The organism is Pseudomonas azotoformans, from assembly GCF_001579805.1.
Taxonomy (GTDB): Bacteria; Pseudomonadota; Gammaproteobacteria; order Pseudomonadales; family Pseudomonadaceae; genus Aquipseudomonas; species Aquipseudomonas azotoformans_A.
Genome location: NZ_CP014546.1, coordinates 2,940,754 through 2,966,059, shown reverse-complemented (window position 1 = coordinate 2,966,059; position 25,306 = coordinate 2,940,754). Strand labels below are relative to the sequence as shown.

The window sequence follows — 25,306 nt, the reverse complement described above, 5'->3', positions numbered from 1 at the left end:
CCTAGATAGAGTCACTTTCTGCAGACTAATTCCCTTTACGCGTAGGAGCTTTCGATCAAGCGCGTGGGAGGGTGACGCCTCGCTGGCCTTGGTACTTGCCTGCGCGGTCTTTGTAGGACACTTCACAGGCCTCGTCGGACTGCAGGAACAGCATCTGTGCCACGCCTTCGTTGGCGTAGATTTTCGCGGGCAGCGTGGTGGTGTTGGAGAACTCAAGGGTCACGTGGCCTTCCCACTCAGGCTCAAGCGGTGTCACGTTGACGATGATGCCGCAACGCGCGTAGGTGCTTTTACCCAGGCAGATGGTCAGCACGTCACGGGGAATACGGAAGAATTCCACGGTGCGCGCCAGGGCGAAGGAGTTCGGCGGAATGATGCACACGTCACTCTTGACGTCGACGAAGCTCTTTTCATCGAAATTCTTTGGATCGACGATCGCCGAATTGATGTTGGTGAACACCTTGAATTCATCGGCGCAGCGCACATCGTAGCCGTAGCTGGAAACGCCGTAGGAAATCACCGGCGCATCGCCCTGGCCACGGATCTGGCGCTCGACGAACGGTTCGATCATGCCGTGTTCCTGCGCCATGCGGCGAATCCACTTGTCCGATTTGATGCTCATGGCGGGTGTCCTGAATAGCGAGGTGGAAAAATTCTGTGGGGCATCTTACCGGGGCCGGCGTTGGGGTTCAAAGGTCACAAGGCTTTTCTTGACGAATGCGCCTGCTGCTATAAGCCGTAGCCAGCGGGGCCGGGACCTGTATTGGCGTGCCCGGTGAGCGGAAACATCACCGCCAGTCACGAAAATGGAGAAACCTTCGGAAATATCATTGGCACGTCCCGGAAAAAGGGTTAAGGTGGCGCCACTGTGCTGCTTGTGTCACTGAGAATCTCTACACGATATGTTGAATTTCGATCCAACCATCTCCAAGAATTTTTCCTGCTCTTTGCACTCAGTCTCGGCCAGGGCTTTTCCTGAGTCGCAGTTAACTTTGTCCAAGGAGATACACCATGTCTAATCGCCAAACTGGTACCGTTAAGTGGTTCAACGATGAAAAAGGCTTCGGCTTCATCACTCCACAATCCGGTGACGACCTGTTCGTTCACTTCAAAGCTATCCAATCCGACGGCTTCAAAAGCCTGAAAGAAGGCCAACAGGTTTCTTTCATCGCTACCCGCGGTCAGAAAGGCATGCAAGCTGAAGAAGTTCAAGTTATCTAACTTGTACTGACTTAGTCGAAAAGACCCCGCCCTTAAAAGCGGGGTTTTTTTATGCCCGGGATTTGGTTCTAACACCCATGTAATGCCGAGCACAAAAAATGTGGGAGCGGGCTTGCTCGCGAAGGCGGTGAATCAGTCGGTACATTCGTTGACTGACACTCCGCTTTCGCGAGCAAGCCCGCTCCCACATTTCGTCCTGCGTAGTTACTGAAACAACGACTCACTCGACAAGCCATTCTTCTCCAGGATCTCACGCAAGCGCTTGAGCCCCTCCACCTGGATCTGCCGCACCCGCTCACGGGTCAGGCCGATCTCCAGGCCTACGTCCTCCAGGGTGCTGCTCTCATGGCCACGCAGGCCGAAGCGGCGAATCACCACCTCACGCTGCTTGTCCGTGAGCTCCGACAGCCACTGGTCAATGCTTTGGGAAAGATCATCGTCCTGCAACAGCTCGCAAGGATCGGTAGGACGATCATCCGTCAGGGTGTCCAGCAGGGTTTTATCCGAATCCGGACCCAGCGAGACATCGACCGAAGACACGCGCTCATTGAGACCCAGCATGCGCTTGACCTCTCCCACCGGTTTTTCCAGCAGGTTGGCGATTTCTTCAGGCGAAGGTTCATGATCGAGTTTTTGGGTAAGCTCACGCGCGGCCCGCAGGTAGACGTTGAGCTCCTTGACCACATGGATCGGCAACCGGATCGTGCGGGTCTGATTCATGATCGCCCGTTCGATGGTCTGACGAATCCACCAGGTGGCGTAGGTCGAAAAGCGGAAGCCCCGCTCAGGGTCAAACTTCTCCACAGCCCGGATCAAGCCCAGGTTGCCCTCCTCGATCAGGTCCAACAGGGACAGCCCACGATTGACATAGCGTCGGGCGATTTTCACCACCAGGCGCAGGTTGCTTTCAATCATGCGCTTGCGCCCAGCCGGATCGCCCTTTTGCGACAAGCGCGCAAAATGGACTTCTTCTTCGGGGGTCAGCAGAGGGGAAAAGCCGATTTCATTGAGGTAAAGCTGGGTCGCATCGAGCGCCCGCGTGTAGTCAATGTACTTGTGTTGCTTTAACGCGGTGGAGTTCTTGGACTTGGTGCGAACTGAAGGTACAGCAGGTCCCTCATTCGACATCGATTCCGTATCGATACCGGTCTCCATAAGGAGAACCTCATCGTCGATGTCAAACTCCGGCGCTTCTTTACTGAGAGCCATTGTTATAGTCCTTTGGTGAGTTCGACCTCAAGCTCAAGCGGCGCCTTTATCCTTGGCAACGCTGGAGCCTGTTCCTTCTACGTGAGGGAACAGGCTGTGCAACACATCAACGACGGGGTAGGAATTGCAGTGGGTCTACAGGCTTCCCTTGGCGGCGAATCTCAAAGTGCAGTTTCACCCGGTCTGTACCAGTTGACCCCATTTCGGCAATTGTCTGTCCGACTTTGACCTGCTGCCCCTCCCGAACCAACAGCCTACGGTTGTGACCGTAAGCACTGACGTAGGTATCGCTGTGTTTGATGATGACCAGCTCGCCGTAGCCCCGTAAACCACTCCCGGCGTACACCACTGTCCCATCAGACGCAGCTAAAACAGGCTGTCCCAAATCACCGGCGATATCAATGCCTTTATTCAAACTACCGTTTGAAGAGAATTTTCCAATCAGCACTCCGTTTGAGGGCCATCCCCAACCGGTCGGCGCAGGCCCGGCAGGTGGCAACGGCGCGGGTGCCGGCTTGGTCGCAGGGGCCGGTGTGGCGGTGCCTGCAGGCCGGGTGATGATGGTGGTTTTGCTCGAAGACGACGGCGAAGATCCGGTGTTTGTCACAACTGCCGTAGGCGTTGAACCGGTACGCCCGTCGAAGCGAATCGTCTGACCCGGATGTATCGTGTATGGCACAGGAATATTGTTACGTGCTGCAAGTGCCTTGTAATCCCAACCATATCGGAAGGCGATCGAGAACATCGTATCGCCCTTGCGCACCACATATTGTCCGGTGGTCACCGTCGGTTTCTGCGGGGCGGCATTATTACGGTCAACCACCCGTGCGCCGCTGCTTGGCGAGCTGGAACACCCGACCAACACGGAACTGAAGACGAGGCCAAGCACCAGTCGATGAAAGCTTGTTTTACTCATACGCTGCGCAAGACCTGTGAGACTCACCCGCCGCTCCCTTTGTGGTGGCTGAACATGAATGCCTGTATCAGGCTTGAAATATGACGCAAGTATAACTGGGCATTGGCTTTTTACCGGCACACGACTGAAACGAAAAATTCATCGTGTTTAATGCCGACGCCCGATCATGTTGACTCGATAGACCCCGCCGTAAGACACATCCCCGCCAACAGAATTCACTGCCCGCGAACAAATGATCAGGCCAGCGGGCCATTGAGCAATGGCACGAAGCGCACGGCGCCGAGTACATGCCGGGAAAAGCCTTCTTCCTCACGGATAATGAGCATCAATTGTTGCACTTCACCGGAGCCTACCGGGATGACCAGACGTCCGCCTGGAGCGAGTTGATCGAGCAACGCCTGGGGCACATCGGTGGCTACGGCGGTGACGATGATGCCGTTGTAAGGCGCCAGCGCCGGCCAGCCTTCCCAGCCATCGCCCCAGCGAAACACCACGTTGCGCAGGTTCAACTCCACCAGGCGCTCCTTGGCACGGTCTTGCAGCACCTTGATGCGCTCCACCGAAAACACCCGCTCCACCAGTTGCGCCAGTACGGCGGTCTGATAGCCGGAGCCGGTGCCGATTTCCAGCACCTTGTCCAAAGGCCCCGCCGCCAACAGCAGCTCGCTCATGCGCGCCACCATGTACGGCTGGGAGATGGTCTGGTTGTGGCCGATAGGCAGCGCCGTGTCTTCATAGGCACGGTGGGCCAGGGCTTCATCGACAAACAGGTGCCGAGGCGTACGCCGGATCACTTCCAGCACTTGAGCGTTGGACAGACCCTCTTCGTACAAGCGCTGGATCAAGCGTTCGCGGGTGCGCTGGGATGTCATGCCAATGCCCCGGCGCAGCAAGTCGTCTTGTTCGCGGCCCATCAGCGCAGCCCCTCCAGCCAGCCATCGAGACCACTGAAGGCATCACTGAAGGTGCGATCGAATTGCAACGGGGTAATCGATACGTAGCCTTGCATCACGGCATGAAAGTCCGTGCCTTCACCGCCATCTTCCGCATCACCCGCCGCGGCAATCCAATAGCCTTCCTTGCCACGCGGGTCGACCACCTTCAACGGCGCCGCCGCGCGGGCGCGATGGCCCAGCCGCGTCAGCTGGATGCCGCGAATATGGTCGAGGGGCAAGTTGGGAATATTGACGTTGAGCACCGTGCGCGGTGGCAGGTTCAGGGAGCCATGGGCCTCCACCAGCTTTCGCGCAAAATACGCAGCGGTCGGCAGGTTATCCAGTTGGCGCGAAGCAAACGAAAAGGCGAACGCCGTACGCCCCAGGAAGCGACCTTCGAGTGCCGCCGCCACCGTGCCGGAATACAGCACGTCATCGCCCAGGTTGGCGCCGAGGTTGATACCCGATACCACCAGGTCCGGCTCCTGATCCAGCAGGCTGTTGATCGCCAAATGGACGCAGTCGGTAGGGGTGCCGTTCACACTGATAAAGCCATTGGCCAGGACGTGCGGGTGCAGCGGACGGTCGAGCGTCAGCGAACTGCTGGCGCCGCTCTTGTCCTGGTCGGGGGCGACCACCACGCACTCGGCGTAATCTTCCAGCGCAGCATAGAGCGCGGCAAGACCGGGTGCGGTGGCACCGTCATCGTTTGATATCAGAATACGCATGGGTTGTCCGTCTGCCCCACCGGCACCAGATCAACAAGCTCGCGCACCAAGACAGTGGCGAAGCATCCGGCCGGCAGGACGAATTCCAATTGCAGAATGTCCAGCGAGGGATAATGCCACGTCAAACCGCCAATGGGCAGTCGCAGAATGCGACGTTCCTGGCTCATGCCGGCATTCACCAGCCAATCACGCAGGTCGGCTTCATCGGCAGCAACAGCCTGTTCGAGTTCAAAGGTTGCACCCGTGGCAGGCGAATCGCCTTCGCCCCACTGCGGGCCGGTCGGGTGCAGGTCCAGGATCGCCAGGCGCGGGTCGCTGCATTCAGCCTCCCCTGCCGGAAAAAAACTGCGGCTGTCGGTAAACGCCAGCAAGTCGCCGACCTGGGCACGTTGCCACGAACCATCGGCCACACGCGCCGCCAACACTTTGTTGAACAAGAAGCTGCGCGCCGTGGACAGCAACCGCGATCGCACGTTGCGCTGTTCCGGCAAGGCCTTGCGCGCGGCCCACTCACGGGCGTCGACCACGTTGCCGCCGTTGTGGCCAAAACGCTGGGCGCCGAAATAGTTGGGAATGCCGTGTTGTGCAATCAGTTGCAACCGCGCATCGATAGCGGCGGTATCACCGGCCAACTGGGTCAGGCGCAAGGTGAAACCATTGGCCGAGTGCGCACCGCGTTGCAGCTTGCGCTTGTGGCGGGCGGTCTTGAGGATCTTGAGCGTGTCGTTTTCCGCCGCGCTCATGTCCGGGTCGGCCTTGCCGGGCAGCTGCACGCTGAACCACTGGCGAGTCAACGCCTGGCGATCCTTGAGCCCGGCATAGCTGACCGTGCGTAACGGCACGCCCGCTGCCTTGGCGATCCGCCGCGCGGCTTCCTCGGTATTGAGCCCGCGTTTTTCCACCCACAACCACAGGTGCTCACCTTCTCCGGTTAGCGGGATATCCAGCACTTCGTCGACCTGGAAGTCTTCGGCCGTCGCCTTCAGTACCGCGCTGCCCAAGGCCTCGCCATAGGCCCGTGGACCCAACAGTTGCAGGTCATTCATGCGCGCAGCAACAAGGCAACAGAGTGCACCGCAATGCCCTCTTCCCGACCGGTGAAGCCGAGCTTTTCGGTGGTGGTGGCTTTCACGTTCACTTGATCCAGTTCAATGTGCAGATCCGCGGCAATCAGCGCACGCATCGACTCGATATGGGGGGCCATCTTCGGCGCCTGGGCCACGATGGTGTTATCGACGTTGCCGACCTTCCAGCCTTTGGCATGGATCAAGCCGACCACATGACGCAGCAGTACACGGCTGTCCGCGCCCTTGAAGGTCGGGTCGGTGTCCGGAAAGTGCTTGCCGATATCGCCCAACGCCGCTGCGCCGAGCAAGGCATCGCTCAAGGCATGCAACACAACGTCGCCGTCGGAATGAGCCAGCAACCCATGGTGGTGCGCAATGCGCACGCCGCCCAGGGTGATGAAATCGCCTTCAGCGAAACGGTGCACATCGTAGCCGTGGCCAATACGCATAAAAAAACGCCCCGATTTAATTCAGGGCGTGATTCTACCTACTTTTGCCTCACATTAACCGAGCAAAGCACGGCCATGGTGTCGCAAATGGTCTTCGATGAAGCTGGCGATAAAGAAGTAGCTGTGGTCGTAGCCAGGTTGCAGGCGCAGTTCCAGCGGATGAACGGCCGCCTTGGCCGCTTGCTGCAGGGCTTCAGGCTTGAGTTGCACGGCGAGGAAATCGTCGCGGTCGCCCTGGTCCACCAGCAGCGGCAGCTTTTCCGAGGCTTCGCTGATCAGCACGCAGGCATCCCACTCGCGCCATTTAGAGCGCTCTTCGCCCAAATAACGCGAGAAGGCTTTCTGGCCCCACGGGCAATCCATCGGGTTGTTGATCGGCGAAAACGCCGACACCGACAAGTAGCGCCCAGGGTTGCGCAACGCACACACCAGCGCCCCGTGGCCGCCCATGGAGTGGCCACTGATGCCGCGCCTGTCAGAAGCCGGGAAATGCGCTTCAACCAAGGCCGGCAATTCCTGCACCACGTAGTCATGCATCCGATAGTGCTTGGCCCAAGGTTCCTGGGTGGCATTCAGGTAGAAGCCAGCGCCGAGCCCGAAATCCCAGGCGTTATCCGGATCACCCGGAACACCCGGCCCACGTGGGCTGGTGTCCGGCGCAACGATTATCAAGCCCAGCTCGGCAGCCATGCGCTGGGCGCCGGCTTTCTGCATGAAGTTCTCGTCGGTGCAGGTCAGGCCGGAGAGCCAGTACAGCACCGGCAACTTGCCGCCCTCCTCCGCTTGCGGCGGCAGGTAGACGGCGAAGGTCATGTCGCAACCGAGCACGTTGGAGCTGTGCTTGTAACGTTTGTGCCAACCGCCAAAACTTTTCTGGCAGGAGATATTTTCCAGGGTCATGGGAATGCTCCCAGCTGCAAGTTGCAAGCTTCAAGCCGCAAGCAAGGCGTACACCCGCTTGCAGCTTGCCGCTTATAGCTTGCCGCTGCTTCAAAAATGAATGACGGTACGAATGCTCTTGCCTTCATGCATCAGGTCAAACGCTTTGTTGATGTCTTCCAGGCCCATGGTGTGGGTGATGAAGGTATCCAGCGGGATCTCCCCGGTCTGGGCCATCTCCACATAGCTTGGCAATTCGCTGCGGCCGCGCACGCCGCCGAAGGCCGAACCGCGCCAGACGCGACCGGTCACCAACTGGAACGGACGAGTAGCGATTTCCTGACCGGCACCGGCGACGCCGATGATCACCGACTCACCCCAACCTTTGTGGCAGCACTCAAGCGCGGCGCGCATCAGTTGTACGTTGCCGATGCATTCGAAGGAGAAGTCCACGCCGCCGTCGGTGAGGTCGACGATCACGTCCTGGATCGGGCGATCGTAGTCTTTCGGGTTGATGCAGTCGGTGGCGCCCAATTGCTTGGCGATCTCGAACTTGGCCGGGTTGATATCGATGGCGATGATGCGGCCGGCCTTGGCCTTGACCGCACCGATCACCGCTGACAGGCCGATACCGCCGAGGCCGAAGATGGCCACGGTGTCGCCCGGCTTGACCTTGGCCGTGTTGATCACTGCACCGATACCGGTGGTGACGCCACAGCCCAGCAGGCAGACTTTTTCCAACGGGGCTTCTTTAGGAATCTTGGCCACGGAAATTTCCGGCAGCACGGTGTACTCGGAGAAAGTCGAGGTGCCCATGTAGTGGAAAATCGGCTGGCCTTTGTAGGAGAAACGCGTGGTGCCGTCCGGCATCAGGCCTTTGCCCTGGGTGGAACGGATGGCCTGGCACAGGTTGGTCTTACCCGACAGGCAGAATTTGCACTTGCCGCACTCCGGGGTGTACAGCGGGATCACGTGATCACCCACCGCCACCGACGTCACGCCCTCGCCGATCGCTTCGACCACCGCACCGCCCTCGTGACCGAGAATCGACGGGAAGATGCCTTCCGGATCAGCACCCGACAGCGTGTAGGCGTCGGTATGGCACACGCCCGAAGCGACTACGCGCAGCAACACTTCGCCGGCCTTGGGCATGGCGACATCCACTTCAACGATCTCAAGGGGCTTCTTGGCTTCGAAGGCTACGGCAGCGCGGGACTTGATCATCCGGGTTTCTCCAGGCGGTTGAAAATTGAGACGGTGAGTGTAAAACATGGCTGACTGATGAATAATCCGGACAAAAGCAAAACTTTATTGCTGTACAGGGATAATCGTGATGTTGGAAAACCGCTGGGAAGGCATCGATGAGTTCGTCGCGGTCGCCGAATGCAGCCAGTTCACCGCGGCGGCGGAACGGCTGGCCGTGTCGTCGTCCCACATCAGCCGCCAAGTGGCGCGCCTGGAAGAACGCCTGCAAACGCGGCTGCTGTATCGCAGTACACGCAAGGTGACCCTGACCGAAGCCGGCCAGACCTTTCTGCAACATTGTCAGCGCCTGCAGGACGGTCGCGAAGAAGCCTTGCGCGCGGTGGGCGACCTCGCCAGCGAACCCAAGGGCATGTTGCGCATGACCTGCGCGGTGGCGTACGGCGAGCGTTTTATCGTGCCGCTGGTTACACGGTTCATGGCGCTCTATCCACAGTTGCGGGTGGATATCGAGCTGAGCAACCGCCAGCTGGACCTGGTGCATGAAGGCCTCGACCTGGCGATCCGCCTGGGGCGTTTGCAGGATTCGCGCATGGTCGCCAGCCGACTGGCACCGAGGCGTATGTACTTGTGCGCGTCGCCGTCCTACCTGGCGCGGTATGGTCGGCCTCATAGTCTGTCGGAATTGAGTCGGCATAACTGCTTGATTGGCAGCTCGGATATCTGGCAACTCGCCCAGGACGGGCGGGAATTTTCCCAGCGGGTGCAGGGAAACTGGCGCTGCAACAGTGGGCAAGCGGTGCTGGACGCGGCGCTGCAGGGCGTGGGGTTATGCCAGTTGCCGGACTATTACGTGCTGGAGCACCTAAACAGTGGCGCGCTGGTGTCGTTGCTGGAAGCGCATCAGCCGCCGAATACCGCGGTGTGGGCGCTGTATCCGCAGCAGCGGCATTTGTCGCCGAAGGTCAGGAAGTTGGTGGATTTCTTGAAAGCCGGGCTGGCTGAAAGGCCCGAGTATGGCGTGGCTTAACGTCGGTTCGCCCACCGCAACCGCAACCACTCCAGGTCTTCCGGCCGGGTCACCTTGATATTGTCCGAGCGCCCTTCGATCAGGCGCGGCGCCTGGCCGGACCACTCCATCGCCGACGCTTCGTCAGTGATGACGGCATCCGCCACCAGGCTGTCGGCCAATGCGCGGTGCAAGGCACCGAGGCGGAACATCTGCGGCGTGTAGGCTTGCCAGATCAGGCTGCGGTCGACGGTCTCCACCACACGTCCGTGCTTGTCGACGCGCTTGAGCGTATCGCGGGCCGGCACGGCCAGCAGGCCGCCGACCGGGTCGTGCGCCAGCTCAGCCAGCAGTTTGTCGAGGTCATCGCGACTCAGGTTCGGTCGTGCCGCATCGTGCACCAGCACCCAATCGTCATCACTGGCACCCAGGGCATTCAGGTGCAACAGCGCATTGAGTACCGAGCCCGAACGCTCCGAGCCACCGTCCGCACGCTGGATACGCGGGTCAGCCGCACACGCCAGCGTCGGCCAATAAGGATCTTCAGGAGCAAGGCTGACCACCAGGCCTTTGAGCGATGGATGGTCGAGAAAACAGCCAAGGCTGTGTTCGAGAATAGTGCGCCCGCCCAACTGCAAGTATTGCTTGGGACGGTCCGCAGCCATACGGGCACCGACGCCCGCGGCAGGAATCACGGCCCAGAAGGCCGGTAAACTAGGGTTCATTGGGCCAACTGGTAGAGGGTTTCACCCTCCTTGACCATGCCCAATTCATGACGAGCCCGCTCTTCAACGGTCTCCGTGCCTTTTTTCAGCTCAAGCACTTCAGCATCGAGGACGCGGTTACGCTCCAGCAAGATCTCGTTTTCGGCGTGCTGTGCAGCAATTTGCTCAGTCAGGTCTTTTACCTGCGCAAAGCTGCCATTACCCACCCATAGGCGGTACTGCAGGCCAGCCAGCAACAAGAGCAAGACGAGGAACAACCAATTGGGACTGCGCATCGAATATCGGGTATCCAGTGAAAAAAGACAGCCATGCAAAACTTTTGAAGCAACTGATAGCACGAAGCCTGGAAGAACCAGGCTTGTGCTTGATAGCCATCAGATTAGCGTCGAAATACACACTGTCGTGAGTTTTCCGACGCAATCCGCTGACTTTTTACCATTTACTGATCAGCCGCGAAACTCGCCGCGACCGTTGTACTTGGCCTTGCCTGCCAGTTGCTCTTCGATACGCAGCAATTGGTTGTACTTGGAAACGCGGTCGGAACGGCACAGGGAACCGGTCTTGATCTGGCCCGCCGAGGTGCCAACAGCCAGGTCGGCAATGGTCGAATCTTCGGTTTCGCCGGAGCGGTGGGAGATCACGGCAGTGTAGCCCGCAGCCTTGGCCATCTGGATGGCTTCCAGGGTTTCGGTCAGGGTGCCGATCTGGTTGAACTTGATCAGGATCGAGTTGGCGATCTTTTTATCGATGCCTTCTTTCAGGATCTTGGTGTTGGTCACGAACAGGTCGTCGCCCACCAGTTGGATTTTCTCGCCGATCTTGTCGGTGAGGATTTTCCAGCCGTCCCAGTCGGACTCGTCCAGGCCGTCTTCGATCGAGATGATCGGGTAGCGCTCGGTCAAGCCCTTCAGGTAGTCAGCGAAACCTTCGGAGTTGAACACCTGGCCTTCACCGGACAGGTTGTACTTGCCGTCCTCAAAGAACTCGCTGGCCGCGCAGTCCAGGGCCAGGGTCACGTCAGTGCCGAGCTTGTAGCCAGCGTTGGCCACGGCTTCGGAGATCACTTTCAGTGCATCTTCGTTGGACGCCAGGTTCGGTGCGAACCCCCCTTCGTCACCTACCGCAGTGCTCAGGCCACGGGCCTTCAGCACAGCTTTGAGGTGATGAAAAATCTCGGTGCCCATGCGCAGGCCTTCGGAGAAGGACTTGGCGCCAACCGGCTGCACCATGAATTCCTGGATGTCGACGTTGTTATCGGCGTGCTCGCCACCGTTGATGATGTTCATCATCGGCACTGGCATGGAGTAAACACCCGGCGTGCCGTTCAGGTTGGCGATGTGTGCGTACAGCGGCAGGTCCTGGTCCTGGGCAGCGGCCTTGGCGGCGGCCAGGGACACGGCGAGGATGGCGTTGGCGCCCAGGCTGCCTTTGTTTTCGGTGCCGTCGAGCTTGATCATCGCGTGGTCCAGGGCTTTCTGGTCCAGCGGGTCCTTGCCCAGCAACAGGTCACGGATCGGGCCGTTGATGTTGGCTACAGCCTTGAGTACACCCTTGCCCAGGTAACGGCTCTTGTCGCCATCACGCAGCTCCAGCGCTTCGCGCGAACCGGTAGAAGCACCGGACGGCGCGCAGGCGCTGCCGATGATGCCGTTATCGAGAAGCACGTCGGCTTCGACGGTGGGGTTGCCACGGGAGTCGAGAACTTCACGACCTTTGATGTCGACGATTTTTGCCATTGTTGTAAACACTCCAAAGTTGACGAAAACGACGCAGCTGAAGGAAATCTTTTGACCGACCGCAAGGGTGGAACAACGAGGCAGGCTTGCAGACGACAAGGCTCAGGCCCGCAGGCCTGAGCGTAAAGCGTGGGAAATTCTACCGGAGAAACGCGGCTTACGCGGTCTCTACCGTCGGAAAACTCTTGACCAGTTCGTCCAACTGCTTGAGCTGGGCCAGGAATGGCTCCAGCTTGTCCAGGCGCAGGGCGCATGGGCCGTCGCACTTGGCGTTGTCCGGGTCCGGGTGGGCTTCCAGGAACAGGCCCGCCAGGGACTGGCTGATGCCAGCCTTGGCCAGGTCCAGCACCTGGGCACGGCGCCCGCCCGCGGAATCGGCGCGACCACCGGGCATTTGCAGCGCGTGGGTCACGTCGAAGAACACCGGGTATTCGAACTGTTTCATGATGCCGAAACCGAGCATGTCCACCACGAGGTTGTTGTAGCCGAAGCTCGAACCGCGCTCGCAGAGGATCAACTGGTCGTTACCCGCTTCCACGCACTTGTTCAGGATGTGTTTCATCTCCTGGGGTGCGAGGAACTGGGCTTTCTTGATATTGATCACCGCGCCGGTCTTGGCCATCGCCACGACCAGGTCGGTCTGGCGCGACAGGAAGGCCGGCAACTGGATGATGTCGCACACCTCGGCGACCACGGCAGCCTGTTCAGGCTCGTGGACGTCGGTGATGATCGGCACGCCGAAGGCTTGCTTGATGTCCTGGAAGATCCGCATGCCTTCTTCAAGGCCTGGGCCGCGATAGGAGGTCACGGACGAACGGTTGGCCTTGTCGAAGCTGGCCTTGAACACGTAAGGGATACCGAGTTTCTCGGTAACCTTCACGTACTCTTCACAGACCTGCATCGCCATGTCGCGGCTTTCCAGCACGTTCATGCCGCCGAACAGCACCATGGGCTTGTCGTTGGCAATCTCGATGTCGCCGACGCGAATGATCTTCTGGGCCATCAGGGTTACGCCTTCTTCTGGTGTTGCGTCAGTGCGGCCTTGACGAAACCGCTGAACAACGGGTGACCGTCGCGCGGCGTCGAGGTGAACTCAGGGTGGAACTGGCACGCCACGAACCACGGATGATCCGGTGCTTCGACCACTTCAACCAGCGCGCCATCACCGGAGCGACCGGAGATTTTCAGGCCGGCCTCTTTGATTTGCGGCAGCAGGTTGTTGTTCACTTCGTAGCGGTGACGGTGACGCTCGACGATCACGTCCTTGCCGTAGCAATCGTGAACCAGCGAGCCCGGCTCCAGCAGGCAGTCCTGCGCGCCGAGGCGCATGGTGCCGCCCAGGTCGGACGCTTCGGTACGGGTCTCGACCGCGCCGGTGGCATCTTCCCACTCGGTGATCAGGCCCACGACCGGGTGACCGCTCTTGCTGTCGAACTCGGTGGAGTTGGCGTCTTTCCAGCCCAGCACGTTACGGGCGAACTCGATGACGGCCACTTGCATGCCCAGGCAGATACCCAGGTACGGCACCTTGTTCTCGCGAGCATATTGAACAGCGGTGATCTTGCCTTCCACGCCACGCAGGCCGAAACCGCCGGGAACGAGGATCGCGTCGACACCTTCGAGCAAGGCAGTGCCTTGGTTCTCGATGTCTTCAGAGTCGATGTAGCGCAGGTTGACCTTGGTACGGTTGCTGATACCGGCGTGGCTCATCGCTTCGATCAGCGACTTGTACGCGTCCAGCAGTTCCATGTACTTGCCGACCATCGCGATGGTGACTTCGTGCTCAGGGTTGAGCTTGGCGTCGACCACGGCTTCCCACTCGGACAGGTCCGCACCGTTGCATTGCAGGCCGAAACGCTCGACCACAAAATCGTCCAGGCCTTGCGAATGCAGGATGCCCGGGATCTTGTAGATGGTGTCGGCGTCTTCCAGCGCGATCACCGCACGTTCTTCAACGTTGGTAAATTGCGCGATCTTGCGACGCGAGGAAATGTCGATCGGGTGATCGGAGCGGCACACCAGCACGTCCGGCTGCAGGCCGATGGAACGCAGTTCCTTGACCGAGTGCTGGGTTGGCTTGGTTTTGGTTTCGCCGGCAGTGGCGATGTACGGCACTAGGGTCAGGTGCATCAGCATCGCGCGCTTGGCGCCGACTTCGAAACGCAGCTGGCGGATGGCTTCGAGGAACGGTTGGGATTCGATGTCACCGACGGTGCCACCGATCTCGACCATGGCCACGTCGGCATCGCCTGCACCCTTGATGATGCGGCGCTTGATTTCGTCGGTGATGTGCGGGATCACCTGGATGGTTGCACCCAGGTAGTCACCACGGCGCTCCTTGCGCAGCACGTGCTCGTAGACACGGCCGGTGGTGAAGTTGTTGTTCTGGGTCATGGTCGTGCGGATGAACCGCTCGTAGTGGCCCAGGTCCAGGTCGGTCTCGGCGCCGTCGTGGGTGACGAACACTTCACCGTGCTGGAACGGGCTCATGGTGCCCGGGTCAACGTTGATGTACGGGTCCAGCTTGAGCATGGTGACCTTAAGTCCCCGCGCCTCCAGGATGGCCGCCAATGAAGCCGATGCGATGCCTTTCCCCAATGAAGAAACAACACCGCCCGTGACGAATATGTAGCGCGTCATGAAAAACCCTAGAAGTCTGCGTTAAAGCGGTCCGAGCCGCCGGGGAAAGCGAAGGAAGGCCGAAGCCCCCGATCACCTGCATTAATCACAGTGCACCTTTCAAAAAAACCGCCGCGTGGTGACAGACCAGCAATGAAACACCGGTACGTTGATCGCTACACATTTTTTGGAATCGCCCAGCAAAGACTGCTTGGTAATCGGCAACTGCTGCGATTCAAACGAATCCACAGAAGTTGTATCAAGAAGGGAGCGTAGTCTACCGGAAAGGCGCTATCAGCTCAAACCTTGATCGCAGGTCTGTGGCATCCAATGTAATTGCCAGTCATCACTCGGTGCCGGCCAGAGTCCCGCAAGGCTGGGCGCACCCAGCAATTGCTCGCCCTGGTAAAGCAGCGGCAATCTGCCACGGACGCAACCCGGCAGGCCACTTTCGTTAAGCAGGCGCTTCAAGTCGCGCCGACCTCGGCCGGGCACAGCAAGGATTTCGCCGCCCTGGCGGTAGCGGATCGTCAATGGGCCTCCGGGTATCCTGCCCGTCAGTTTCACCTGACCATTGCCGGGTAACTCTAGTGGGTTTTGCGGATCGGGCCAGCTCACCGTTGCGTCGGAAAATTCCGACCAAGTGGAGGGCAGCCACCAGATACGTTCACCGCTGCGGTGCAATTCGCCATCAGCCAAGCGCCATTGGGGTTGTGCGTCACCCTTGGCATCCCGCAGGGAATACCAACTGGCCCAGTGGTCGCTGTCGGGCAAACGGGTCAGAGGGGTTAGCCAGTGACGTAGGGCGTTGCGTTGGCGGGCGTCGGATAGCTCGCGCAACGGCGTAAGCGACAGGGACGGCAAGTGCAACCAGGGAAACGGCGAAGGCTGATTGGCCGCTTGCAGGTCCATCTGTGCCAACTCATCCAGCAGGGCCTGGGCCTCATTGAGGTGCTCGGCAGTCCGCGCCAGGTTTGAGTTAGCCTGCGGCCAGCGCTCCGCCAGTACTGGAAGCACGCGGTGGCGCAGGTAATTACGGGAGAACCGCGAGTCCGCGTTCGAAGGATCTTCAATCCATGTGAGCTGGTGCGCCTCGGCATAGGCTTCCAGCTCTGCACGCGGGACATCCAACAAGGGCCGTACAAGGTAGCCTGCCGCCAGCGGGCGCTGTACCGGCATTGCCGCCAGCCCGCGCACCCCTGCCCCACGCAGCAGACGGAACAACAAGGTTTCTGCCTGATCGTCGCGATGCTGGCCCGTCAGTAGCACCTCCCCTGCTCCGGTCACCTCGGTAAACACCTGGTAACGCGCGTCACGGGCAGCACGCTCAAGACTGGCGCCGGGTTGCACCTGCACACGCATCACGCGCAACGGCACGCCCAGGCTGTCGCATGTCGACTGACAGTGAGCGGGCCATGCATCAGCTGCAGCTTGTAGGCCATGATGAACATGCACAGCACTGAGGGGCGGGAGCGATTCGGTGTTGGCCAAATTGGCGAGGAGGTACAGCAGGACGGTGGAATCAAGGCCACCGGAGAATGCGATGTGCCAGGCCGGGGCATTGCGCCAGGGTGACAGAACTTGCAAGAGTTTGGCGGCTAAGGAAGGCTTCATGAGAAATACCGCCATCTATCTGGAATGCAATGACTCAGCATACACAAAGCAAATGTGGGAGCGGGCTTGCTCGCGAATGCAGAGTGTCAGTCACTGAAAGTGTCGACTGATCCACCGCATTCGCGAGCAAGCCCGCTCCCACACTTGGTCCTGCGTAGTCTTACAGACCGTAGCTCATCAAACGCTCATAACGACGGGCCAGCAGCGCTTCGTTATCCAGCTTCTTGAGCATCGCCAGCTGCGAACCCAGTTCAGCACGGATCGTCGCGGCGGCAGCAGCCGGGTCGCGGTGGGCGCCGCCCAAAGGCTCGGCGATGACTTTATCCACGATACCCAAACCTTTGAGGCGATCAGCGGTGATACCCATGGCTTCGGCAGCGTCCGGCGCTTTCTCGGCCGTTTTCCACAGGATCGAGGCGCAACCTTCCGGCGAAATCACCGCGTAGGTCGAATACTGCAGCATGTTCAACTGGTCACAGACGCCAATAGCCAGTGCTCCGCCGGAACCACCCTCACCAATCACGGTGGCGATGATTGGGGTTTTCAGGCGGGCCATGACGCGCAGGTTCCAGGCGATCGCTTCGCTCTGGTTGCGCTCTTCAGCGTCGATACCTGGGTAAGCACCCGGCGTGTCGATGAAGGTCAGGATCGGCATCTTGAAGCGTTCGGCCATTTCCATCAGGCGGCACGCCTTGCGGTAGCCTTCAGGACGCGGCATGCCGAAGTTGCGGCGCACTTTTTCGCGCACTTCACGGCCTTTCTGGTGACCGATCACCATTACCGGCTGGTCGTCCAGGCGAGCAATACCGCCCACGATGGCCGCGTCGTCGGAGAAGTGGCGGTCGCCGTGCAGCTCGTCGAACTCGGTGAAGATGTGCTGAATGTAGTCCAGGGTGTACGGACGGCGCGGGTGGCGGGCCAGGCGCGCGATCTGCCAGCTGGTCAGCTTGCCGAAGATGTCTTCGGTGAGCGTGCTGCTCTTGTCTTGCAGGCGAGCGATCTCATCGCCGATATTCAGCGAATTGTCATTGCCGACCAGGCGCAGCTCTTCGATCTTGGCTTGCAGGTCAGCGATCGGCTGTTCGAAATCAAGAAAATTCGGGTTCATAAGCGTCCGTCTTGGGTCGACGGCCAGGGCGTGCCTGGCCAGCCGGTTGTCTATTCGCGCCCTACCTTAAGGGAGAGGCGCGTTTAGGTCGAGATTAAATGTTCAGTCGAGATCAGGCTATGTAGGACTGCCTGACCGTCAACGGTATTGGAGGAAGACGTTGTCACGGCCGAACTGGTCACGCAATGCTTGAATCAAGCCATCAGCCGGATCAATTCGCCAGGTCTCGCCAAACTGCAACATGGCCTTGGCGTCACTGCCGGTGTACTCCATGGTCACCGGGCACGCGCCACGGTGGCGCTTGAGCAAATCACCCAACCAGCGTAGCTGATCGCCCTTGAGCGCTTCGGTTTTCACCTTCAAGCGCAGGCTTTCGGCCAGATTGGTGCGCGCGTCTTCCATGCTCATCACCCGCTTGATCCGCAGGCGCAGGCCACCGGAGAAGTCATCATTGCTGACCTCCCCCTCCACCACCACCATGGCATCGGTCTGCAACAGCGACTGTGCGGAGTGGAATGCATCGGCAAACAGAGAGGCTTCGATGCGCCCCGAACGGTCATCGAGGGTGATGAAGCCCATCTTGTCGCCCTTTTTATTCTTCATCACCCGCAAGGCGATGATCATGCCGGCAACGGTCTGGGTATCCCGCGCAGGTTTCAGGTCGATGATGCGCTGACGGGCGAAACGGCGGATCTCACCCTCGTATTCATCAATCGGGTGACCGGTAAGGTACAGGCCCAAGGTGTCTTTCTCACCCTTGAGGCGCTCCTTGAGAGTCAGCTCCTTGGCCTTGCGGTGGTTAGCGTACACATCCGCGTCTTCTTCGACGAACAACCCGCCAAACAGGTCGGCATGGCCGCTGTCATGGGTGCGGGCGGTCTGTTCGGCAGCCTTGATCGCTTCTTCCATGGCGGTGAGCAGCACCGCACGGTTGCGGTCGATATTCGCCTGGTAAGCCTTGGGCTCATCATGGAAATACGGGCCGAGACGGTCGAGTGCGCCGCTGCGGATCAGGCCATCGAGGGTACGCTTGTTAATGCGCTTGAGGTCAACCCGCGCGCAGAAGTCGAACAGGTCGGCGAACGGCCCACTCTGACGCGCTTCAACGATAGCTTCCACCGGGCTTTCGCCTACGCCTTTGATCGCGCCCAGGCCATAAATGATGCGGCCTTCGTCGTTCACCGTGAACTTGAACTCAGAGGCGTTCACGTCCGGCGCATCGAGGCGCAGCTTCATGGTGCGCACTTCTTCGATCAAGGTCACGACCTTGTCGGTGTTGTGCATATCCGCCGAGAGTACCGCCGCCATGAATGGCGCCGGGTAGTGGGCCTTCAGCCAGGCAGTCTGGTACGACACCAGGCCGTAGGCGGCGGAGTGGGATTTGTTGAAGCCATAACCGGCGAATTTTTCCACCAGGTCGAAAATGTTACCCGCCAGGTCCGCGTCGATATTGTTGGTTGCACAACCCTCAATGAAACCGCCACGCTGCTTGGCCATTTCCTCGGGTTTTTTCTTACCCATGGCGCGACGCAGCATGTCCGCGCCACCCAGGGTGTAACCGGCCATCACCTGGGCGATCTGCATCACCTGTTCTTGATACAGGATGATGCCGTAAGTCGGCGCCAATACCGGCTTGAGGCCTTCATACTGGTAGTCAGAGTGCGGATACGCCAGCTCGGCGCGGCCGTGCTTACGGTTGATGAAGTCGTCCACCATGCCCGATTGCAGCGGGCCCGGACGGAACAGGGCCACCAGTGCGATCAAGTCTTCCAGGCAGTCGGGCTTGAGCTTTTTGATCAGCTCTTTCATGCCCCGCGACTCAAGCTGGAACACCGCCGTGGTTTCGGCCTTTTGCAGCAACTGGTAGGTCGGTTTGTCGTCCAGCGGGATAAACGCAATATCCAGCGGCGCTTCGTTGACCTTGGCGCGGTCACGGTTGATGGTCTTGAGCGCCCAGTCGATGATCGTCAGGGTCCGCAGGCCGAGGAAGTCGAACTTCACCAGGCCGGCCGCCTCCACATCATCCTTATCGAACTGGGTTACCAGGGCCGTCGCCTTCTTCGTCGCAATAAATCGGCGAAAAGTCGGTGAGCTTTGTAGGCGCAATCACCACACCGCCGGCGTGTTTACCGACGTTACGCACCACGCCTTCAAGCTTGCGCGCCATGTCCCAGATTTCGGCGGCTTCTTCATCGATCTTGATGAAGTCGCGCAGGATTTCTTCCTGCTCGTAGGCTTTTTCCAGGGTCATGCCGACTTCGAACGGGATCATCTTCGACAGACGGTCCGCCAAGCCGTAGGACTTGCCCTGCACCCGCGCCACGTCACGGATTACAGCCTTCGCCGCCATGGAACCGAAGGTGATGATCTGGCTCACCGCATTGCGACCGTATTTCTCGGCCACGTACTCGATCACGCGGTCACGGCCGTCCATGCAGAAGTCGACGTCGAAGTCGGGCATGGAAACCCGTTCCGGGTTCAGGAAGCGCTCGAACAGCAGGTCATATTCCAGCGGGTCGAGGTCGGTAATCTTCTGTACGTAAGCCACCAGCGAACCGGCACCCGACCCCCGTCCCGGACCTACCGGCACGCCGTTGCTTTTGGCCCACTGGATAAAGTCCATTACGATCAGGAAGTAACCGGGGAACCCCATCTGGATGATGATATCCAGCTCGAAATTCAGCCGATCGACGTAGACCTGGCGCTTGGCGTCGTAATCTTCGGTGGTTTCCTTGGGCAGCAGGACGCTGAGCCGCTCTTCGAGGCCGTCGAACGAGACTTTGCGGAAGTACTCGTCGATGGTCATGCCATCCGGAATCGGGAAGTTGGGCAGGAAGTGCTTGCCCAGCTTGACTTCGATGTTGCAACGCTTGGCAATTTCGACGGAGTTTTCCAGGGCCTCGGGCAGGTCGCTGAACAGTTCGGCCATTTCGTCGGCGCTTTTGAGGTACTGCTCTTCGCTGTAGTTCTTCGAGCGACGCGGGTCGTCCAAAGCCCGGCCTTCACCGATGCACACGCGGGTTTCGTGGGCCTCGAAATCTTCCTTCTTGATGAAGCGTACATCGTTGGTGGCAACCAGCGGCGCGCCCAACTTGTCAGCCAGGGCCACGGCGGCGTGCAGGTGCTCTTCGTCGTTGGGGCGATTGGTGCGCTGGACTTCCAGGTAGAAACGGTCAGGGAAGACCTGCATCCACTCCTTGGCCAAGACTTCGGCTTCCTGCGGGTTGCCGCCCAACAGCGCGACACCGATTTCGCCCTCTTTGGCGGCCGACAGCATGATCAGGCCATCGCTGGCCTCGGCGACCCATTCGCGCTCGATGATGATCGAGCCATTGCGCTGGCCGTCGATGAAACCACGGGAAATCAGTTCGGTGAGGTTGCGATAACCCACGCCGTTCATCGCCAACAGGCTGATGCGGCTCAGCGGGTTATCCGGATCTTTGTTGGACAGCCATAGATCGGCGCCGCAGATCGGCTTGATGCCGGCGCCCATGGCGTTCTTGTAGAACTTGACCAGGGAGCACATGTTGTTCTGATCGGTCACCGCGACCGCAGGCATGTTCATGCCCACCAGGGTTTTGACCAGCGGTTTGATCCGTACCAGGCCGTCGACCAAGGAGTATTCAGTGTGCAGGCGTAGGTGAACGAATGAAGCCGGCATAGTGATCTCTTATACGTGGAAAACAACAAGGCCCGGATTGTACCGGGCCTTGAGCAAAACATCAGCCTTGCGACTAGACCTCGTTGAGGCTCTCGCGCAGCTCGTAGGCCTGGCGAACCGGGGCGAACGAACGGCGATGGATCGGCGTCGGCCCCAGGCGAGCCAGGGCTTCCAGATGAACGGGCGTCGGATAGCCTTTATGCCCGCCAATGCCGTAGCCGGGGTAGATCAATTCGAACGCGGCCATTTCACGATCACGGCTGACTTTGGCGAGGATCGAGGCGGCTGCGATGGCAGGTACCTTGCTATCGCCCTTCACCACTGCCTCAGAAGGCATGGCCAGCTTGGGGCAACGGTTACCGTCGATCATCGCCATTTTTGGCGTGATGTGCAGGCCTTCAACCGCACGCTGCATCGCGAGCATGGTGGCGTGAAGAATATTCAGCTCGTCGATTTCTTCGACTTCGGCCCGGGCGATGTGCCAGCTCAAGGCTTTTTCGATGATCTCATCGTAGAGCTTTTCACGGCGCGCCTCGGTGAGTTTCTTCGAGTCATTGAGGCCGAGGATCGGACGGTTCGGATCGAGGATCACCGCCGCCGTGACCACGGCACCGCACAAAGGCCCACGCCCGACTTCGTCGACACCGGCGACCAGTTCGTGGGCTTGGGCAACCAGGCTGAAATCCAGGCCTATTTGCGTGTTCATACGCTTTCCTTTTTCTGGCCGATCAAGGTCAGCACGGCGTCGGCCGCCTGGTTCGAGGCATCGCGGCGCAATATGCGATGGATGTCGTCAAAACCACGGGTCTGTTCTTCGCCGCCGTCGATCAACGGTAGTAGCGTTTGCGCAAGGGCCTCAGGCGTCGCATCGTCCTGCAACAATTCCGGTACCAACAGGCGCTGGGCCAGCAGGTTGGGCAGGGAGATGTAAGGGCTTTTGACCATGCGCTTGAGAATCCAGAAGGTCAGCGGCGCCAAGCGGTAGGCCACCACCATCGGACGCTTGTAGAGCAAGGCCTCCAGAGTGGCAGTGCCGGAGGCAATCAGCACCGCATCACAGGCTGCCAGGGCCAGGTGCGACTGGCCGTCGAGCAGGGTCAACGGCAGGTTGCGGCCTTCCAGCAGCGTTTCGATCTGCGCACGACGCTGCGGGCTCGCGCAGGGCAGCACGAAACGTACGCCCGGTTTCAAGGCTTGCAGACGCTCGGCAGCATCAAAAAATACCGAGGCCAGCCGGCCAACTTCGCCACCACGACTGCCAGGCATCAGCGCGACCAACGGGCCGTCGGGCAAGCCCAGTTCGGCACGCGCGGCGGCGCGGTCAGCCTGCAACGGAATCGTGTCGGCCAGGGTATGTCCGACAAACCTTACCGGCACGCCCTTCTCTTCGTAGAATCGGGCCTCGAACGGCAGCAACGTCAGCATCAGGTCACAGCCTTCACGGATCTTGAGCACGCGCTTTTGCCGCCACGCCCACACGGACGGGCTGACGTAGTGCACGGTCTTGATGCCGGCCTGACGTAATTTGAGTTCGATATTGAGCGTGAAATCCGGCGCATCGATGCCGATGAACACGTCGGGCTTTTCTTCGATCAGGGTCTGGATCAGCAGCTTGCGACGGGCCAACAGCTCACGCAGGCGACCCAGCACTTCGACCAGCCCCATGACCGACAAACGCTCCATAGGGAAGTAGGACGTGAGCCCTTCAGCCTGCATCAGTGGACCGCCGACGCCAATGAATTCAACCGCCGGATGCTGGGCCTTGAGGGCCCGCATAAGACCTGCGCCCAAAATGTCGCCGGAAGCTTCCCCGGCCACCAGCGCGATACGCAGATTGGCCATGATCAGCGGGTGATGCCGCGGGTCGACGCCTGGATCGAGTCACGGAACACCGCGACTTCCGGGAACAACGCTGCCGGCTCGACCAGTTGGGTCAACGCCTGGTCAACCGTGAGCCCCTGGCGGTAAACCACCTTGTAGGCTCGGCGCAGGGCGTGGATGGCGTCTTCGCTGAAACCACGACGGCGCATGCCTTCGAAGTTCATGCTGCGCGCTTCGGCCGGGTTGCCGAATACCGTGACAAATGCCGGAACGTCCTTGCCAATGGCGGTGCCCATGCCGGAAAAGCTGTGGGCGCCAATATGGCAGTACTGATGGACCAGGGTGAACCCGGACAGAATCGCCCAATCGTCAACGTGCACATGCCCGGCCAACGCGGTGTTGTTGACCAGGATGCAGTGGTTGCCGATGACGCTGTCGTGACCGATATGCGCATAGGCCATCACCAGGTTGTGATCACCCAGGGTGGTCTCGGCCCGATCCTGAACGGTACCACGGTGAATGGTCACGCCTTCACGGATGGTGTTGTGGTCACCGATTACCAGGCGTGTTTCTTCCCCCTTGTACTTCATGTCCGGGGTGTCCTCGCCTATCGACGAGAACTGGTAGATGCGATTGTGTTTGCCAATGCGGGTCGGACCTTTGAGGATCACGTGCGGCCCGATGACAGTCCCCTCGCCGATTTCCACACCTGCGCCGATGATCGACCAGGGGCCGACCTCAACGTCGGCGGCCAGAACGGCCGACGGATCGATGATTGCGCGAGGGTCAATCAAACTCATAGTTTGCGTTCCGCGCAGATGATCTCGGCGGAGCATACCGGCTTGCCGTCCACCGAAGCCTGGCATTCGAACTTCCAGATCTGGCGCTTGCAGCTGATGAACTTGGCTTCCAGGATCAACTGGTCACCCGGGGTAACCGGGTTGCGGAAACGCAACTTGTCGGAGCCCACGAAATAGTAAAGCGTGCCGTCGGCAGGCTTGAGGTCGAGCATTTTGAAACCAAGGATACCGGCAGCCTGGGCCATCGCTTCGATGATCAACACACCCGGCATGATGGGATGCGCGGGAAAGTGACCGTTGAAGAACGGTTCGTTGATGCTGACATTCTTGTAGGCACGAATGCGCTTTTCCTCGATGTTGAGGTCCACTACGCGATCCACCAGCAGGAACGGGTAACGGTGAGGCAGGTATTCGCGAATCTCGTTGATGTCCATCATTTCGGGGGGAAGCCTGTAATAAAGATTGGGGGCGGGCGAACTAAACGCACGCCCCGCTAGCAAATCAAGGAGGCAGTCTAGCGGCTGTGCACACTTGATATGGAAATGGTATCAGCCTTCTGATGAAGCATTACCGCCAGGGGTCACGTCCCCAACACGCTTTTCCAGCTGTTTGAGACGTCGAGCCATGTCGTCGAGCTGCCTCAACCGTGCTGCACTCTTGCGCCATTCAGCCGCAGGCTGCATGGCGGTACCGGAAGAATAGGCCCCTGGCTCGGTGATCGAGTGGGTGACCATGGTCATGCCGGTGATGAAGACGTTGTCGCAAATATCGATATGCCCTACCAGCCCAACGCCACCGGCGAGCATGCAATGCTTGCCGATCTTGGTGCTGCCGGAGATACCCACGCAGGCCGCCATGGCGGTGTGATCGCCAATCTGCACGTTATGGGCGATCTGGATCTGGTTGTCGAGCTTCACGCCATTGCCAATCACGGTATCGGCCAGGGCCCCGCGATCGACAGCCGTGTTCACGCCGATTTCCACGTCGTCACCGATCAGCACACCGCCGACCTGGGCGATCTTGTTCCAGATGCCCTTGGCGTTGGCAAAGCCGAAACCTTCACCGCCAATCACGGCACCCGACTGGATGACTACACGCTCACCGATACGCACATCGTGGTACAGGGTCACGCGCGGCGCCAGCCAACCGCCGGCGCCGATTTGGCAGCGCGCGCCGATAAAGCAGTGGGCACCAACCGTGACATCGGCCGCAATGCGTGCCCCACTCTCGATCACCGCAAAGGCGCCGATGCTGGCCGCAGGATCAACCTGGGCATCCTCGGCAATGACCGCAGACGGATGAATACCGGCAGCAGCCTTGGGTTTCGGATCGAACAGGTGCGACACCCGCGCATAGGCCAGATACGGGTCAGGCACCACCAGCGCATCCCCGGCAAACCCTTCGGCGTCAGCGGCTTTCAGCAACACGGCTGCAGCTTGGCTATCGACCAGGTATTTACGGTATTGGGGGTTTGCGAGGAAGCTCAACTGAGCTGGGCCAGCCTCCTGCAAGGTGGCTAGCCCAGTGATTTCTTTCTCCGGGGAGCCACGCAAGGTGGCTCCCAGGAACTCGGCCAACTCGCCGAGCTTGATAGTCGCGGTCATGG

23 protein-coding genes and 1 pseudogene are annotated in these 25,306 nt (G+C 59.7%); 2 read left to right on the top strand and 22 right to left on the bottom strand.

The window, feature by feature from the left end; genetic code table 11:
- Positions 1-55: 55 nt before the first annotated feature.
- Positions 56-622 (bottom strand): dCTP deaminase, encoded by a 567-nt coding sequence (dcd, locus tag AYR47_RS13720; RefSeq protein ID WP_010212421.1) that lies wholly within the window; start codon positions 620-622, stop codon positions 56-58.
- A 389-nt stretch (positions 623-1,011) separates the two neighbouring features.
- On the opposite strand from dcd, the gene AYR47_RS13715 reads away from it, so the two are divergent.
- Positions 1,012-1,221, top strand: a complete 210-nt coding sequence (locus tag AYR47_RS13715) for a cold-shock protein (protein WP_002554837.1) — start codon at positions 1,012-1,014, stop codon at positions 1,219-1,221.
- 204 nt (positions 1,222-1,425) lie between these two features.
- Here AYR47_RS13715 and rpoS read toward each other — a convergent pair whose 3' ends face one another.
- The 8 genes from rpoS to AYR47_RS13675 all read right to left on the bottom strand — a co-directional run bounded on the left by rpoS (position 1,426) and on the right by AYR47_RS13675 (position 8,628).
- On the bottom strand, positions 1,426-2,430 hold the full coding sequence (gene rpoS, locus AYR47_RS13710; RefSeq protein WP_016976882.1) for an RNA polymerase sigma factor RpoS: 1,005 nt from the start codon (positions 2,428-2,430) through the stop codon (positions 1,426-1,428).
- A 106-nt stretch (positions 2,431-2,536) separates the two neighbouring features.
- Positions 2,537-3,373: a peptidoglycan DD-metalloendopeptidase family protein gene (locus AYR47_RS13705; protein WP_016976881.1), complete on the bottom strand. Its 837-nt coding sequence runs from the start codon at positions 3,371-3,373 to the stop codon at positions 2,537-2,539.
- Positions 3,374-3,582: 209 nt separating this feature from the next.
- Complete coding sequence (locus AYR47_RS13700; RefSeq protein WP_010212427.1) at positions 3,583-4,218, bottom strand: protein-L-isoaspartate(D-aspartate) O-methyltransferase; 636 nt, start codon at positions 4,216-4,218, stop codon at positions 3,583-3,585.
- A 41-nt stretch (positions 4,219-4,259) separates the two neighbouring features.
- Positions 4,260-5,009 (bottom strand): 5'/3'-nucleotidase SurE, encoded by a 750-nt coding sequence (gene surE / locus AYR47_RS13695; RefSeq protein ID WP_061435552.1) that lies wholly within the window; start codon positions 5,007-5,009, stop codon positions 4,260-4,262.
- Positions 4,997-6,055, bottom strand: a complete 1,059-nt coding sequence (truD, locus tag AYR47_RS13690) for a tRNA pseudouridine(13) synthase TruD (protein ID WP_033902777.1) — start codon at positions 6,053-6,055, stop codon at positions 4,997-4,999. The genes surE and truD overlap by 13 nt, the downstream gene beginning before the upstream one ends.
- The gene (gene ispF, locus AYR47_RS13685) at positions 6,052-6,525 is read right to left on the bottom strand and encodes a 2-C-methyl-D-erythritol 2,4-cyclodiphosphate synthase (protein ID WP_025855145.1); all 474 of its coding nucleotides are present in this window, start codon (positions 6,523-6,525) and stop codon (positions 6,052-6,054) included. The genes truD and ispF overlap by 4 nt, the downstream gene beginning before the upstream one ends.
- Positions 6,526-6,579: 54 nt before the next feature.
- Positions 6,580-7,425, bottom strand: coding sequence for an S-formylglutathione hydrolase (fghA, locus tag AYR47_RS13680; RefSeq protein WP_033902778.1), 846 nt, complete (start codon positions 7,423-7,425; stop codon positions 6,580-6,582).
- A gap of 90 nt (positions 7,426-7,515) precedes the next feature.
- Positions 7,516-8,628, bottom strand: a complete 1,113-nt coding sequence (locus AYR47_RS13675) for an S-(hydroxymethyl)glutathione dehydrogenase/class III alcohol dehydrogenase (protein WP_010212435.1) — start codon at positions 8,626-8,628, stop codon at positions 7,516-7,518.
- Positions 8,629-8,737: 109 nt separating this feature from the next.
- On the opposite strand from AYR47_RS13675, the gene AYR47_RS13670 reads away from it, so the two are divergent.
- On the top strand, positions 8,738-9,637 hold the full coding sequence (locus tag AYR47_RS13670; RefSeq protein WP_061435550.1) for a LysR substrate-binding domain-containing protein: 900 nt from the start codon (positions 8,738-8,740) through the stop codon (positions 9,635-9,637).
- Here AYR47_RS13670 and ispD read toward each other — a convergent pair.
- From ispD to lpxD, 13 genes and pseudogenes are all read right to left on the bottom strand, one after another.
- A complete protein-coding gene (ispD, locus tag AYR47_RS13665) occupies positions 9,634-10,341 on the bottom strand; it encodes a 2-C-methyl-D-erythritol 4-phosphate cytidylyltransferase (RefSeq protein ID WP_033902781.1) in 708 nt (235 codons plus the stop codon). The genes AYR47_RS13670 and ispD overlap by 4 nt on opposite strands.
- On the bottom strand, positions 10,338-10,616 hold the full coding sequence (ftsB, locus tag AYR47_RS13660) for a cell division protein FtsB (RefSeq protein ID WP_003231201.1): 279 nt from the start codon (positions 10,614-10,616) through the stop codon (positions 10,338-10,340). The genes ispD and ftsB overlap by 4 nt, the downstream gene beginning before the upstream one ends.
- Positions 10,617-10,787: 171 nt before the next feature.
- Positions 10,788-12,077 (bottom strand): phosphopyruvate hydratase, encoded by a 1,290-nt coding sequence (gene eno / locus AYR47_RS13655; RefSeq protein ID WP_016976873.1) that lies wholly within the window; start codon positions 12,075-12,077, stop codon positions 10,788-10,790.
- A gap of 157 nt (positions 12,078-12,234) precedes the next feature.
- Positions 12,235-13,080 carry a 3-deoxy-8-phosphooctulonate synthase gene (gene kdsA, locus AYR47_RS13650; protein ID WP_010212442.1) on the bottom strand — a complete coding sequence of 282 codons (846 nt, stop codon included), beginning with the start codon at positions 13,078-13,080 and terminating at the stop codon, positions 12,235-12,237.
- A gap of 5 nt (positions 13,081-13,085) precedes the next feature.
- Positions 13,086-14,717, bottom strand: coding sequence for a CTP synthase (locus AYR47_RS13645; protein ID WP_010212443.1), 1,632 nt, complete (start codon positions 14,715-14,717; stop codon positions 13,086-13,088).
- Between the two features lie 273 nt (positions 14,718-14,990).
- On the bottom strand, positions 14,991-16,310 hold the full coding sequence (gene tilS / locus AYR47_RS13640) for a tRNA lysidine(34) synthetase TilS (RefSeq protein WP_061435548.1): 1,320 nt from the start codon (positions 16,308-16,310) through the stop codon (positions 14,991-14,993).
- A 160-nt stretch (positions 16,311-16,470) separates the two neighbouring features.
- Positions 16,471-17,418, bottom strand: coding sequence for an acetyl-CoA carboxylase carboxyltransferase subunit alpha (locus AYR47_RS13635; RefSeq protein ID WP_016976871.1), 948 nt, complete (start codon positions 17,416-17,418; stop codon positions 16,471-16,473).
- Between the two features lie 138 nt (positions 17,419-17,556).
- Positions 17,557-21,079, bottom strand: a pseudogene (gene dnaE / locus AYR47_RS13630) (DNA polymerase III subunit alpha).
- Between the two features lie 73 nt (positions 21,080-21,152).
- On the bottom strand, positions 21,153-21,785 hold the full coding sequence (rnhB, locus tag AYR47_RS13625) for a ribonuclease HII (protein WP_033902784.1): 633 nt from the start codon (positions 21,783-21,785) through the stop codon (positions 21,153-21,155).
- Positions 21,782-22,921 (bottom strand): lipid-A-disaccharide synthase, encoded by a 1,140-nt coding sequence (lpxB, locus tag AYR47_RS13620; RefSeq protein WP_033902785.1) that lies wholly within the window; start codon positions 22,919-22,921, stop codon positions 21,782-21,784. The genes rnhB and lpxB overlap by 4 nt, the downstream gene beginning before the upstream one ends.
- A gap of 2 nt (positions 22,922-22,923) precedes the next feature.
- Positions 22,924-23,700, bottom strand: coding sequence for an acyl-ACP--UDP-N-acetylglucosamine O-acyltransferase (gene lpxA, locus AYR47_RS13615; protein ID WP_061435547.1), 777 nt, complete (start codon positions 23,698-23,700; stop codon positions 22,924-22,926).
- Positions 23,697-24,137: a 3-hydroxyacyl-ACP dehydratase FabZ gene (gene fabZ / locus AYR47_RS13610; RefSeq protein WP_016976866.1), complete on the bottom strand. Its 441-nt coding sequence runs from the start codon at positions 24,135-24,137 to the stop codon at positions 23,697-23,699. Before fabZ ends, lpxA begins: the two co-directional genes overlap by 4 nt.
- A gap of 111 nt (positions 24,138-24,248) precedes the next feature.
- Complete coding sequence (gene lpxD / locus AYR47_RS13605; RefSeq protein WP_033902787.1) at positions 24,249-25,304, bottom strand: UDP-3-O-(3-hydroxymyristoyl)glucosamine N-acyltransferase; 1,056 nt, start codon at positions 25,302-25,304, stop codon at positions 24,249-24,251.
- Between the last annotated feature and the right edge of the window lie 2 nt (positions 25,305-25,306).